We start from the raw sequence: 581 nt of genomic DNA on the forward strand, positions 1-581 counted from the left end.
CCGGCGCGGCGTTGCTGCTGTCGTCCACCCAGTTCTTCGCGGGGCGGTGGATGCAACTGGCGGTGCTCGCCCGGTCGACGCTGATCATGCTGCTGCCACTCGCGCTGGCCGGTGGGGCGTGGCTGGGGCGGCGCGACGCGCGCTGCCGCGTCAACGAGTTGTTCGCCAGCACCGTCCGGCCACGGTGGCAGCGGGTCGTGCCGACCGCCAGCGCTCTCGCGGTCACTGTGGTCGCCGCGTACGTCGTGGTCTTCCTGGTGGCCGCCGGGTGGGTGGTGCCGACGGCGGGATATTTCCCGAGCGCGACGATCGTCGTCGCCGCGGTCGGCGTTCCGGCGCTGATCGCCGCCGGTTGGCTGGGCATGGCCGCCGGCCGGGCCGTGCCCCGGGTGATCACCGCGCCGGTCCTCGCGGTGCTCGGGTTCGTCCTGGTGGCGTTGGTGCCGGAGTGGATCACGGCACCCGCGACGGGCGCGGAGATCGGGCAGTTCCGGCAGGAACCGGCGGGGGTGCTGCTCCTACCGACGTTCACCGGCCTGGACGACTTCCAGACGATCGCGACCCGGGTCAGCCTGCTGCAG

At 73.3% G+C, this 581-nt stretch carries 1 pseudogene; it reads left to right on the forward strand.

What is annotated here, in order from left to right:
• Positions 1-581 (forward strand): annotated as a pseudogene (locus KBX53_RS35195) (ABC transporter permease); the annotation flags it as partial.

Source organism: Micromonospora sp. M51, assembly GCF_018070305.1.
In the GTDB taxonomy this organism is placed as follows: domain Bacteria; phylum Actinomycetota; class Actinomycetes; order Mycobacteriales; family Micromonosporaceae; genus Micromonospora; species Micromonospora parva.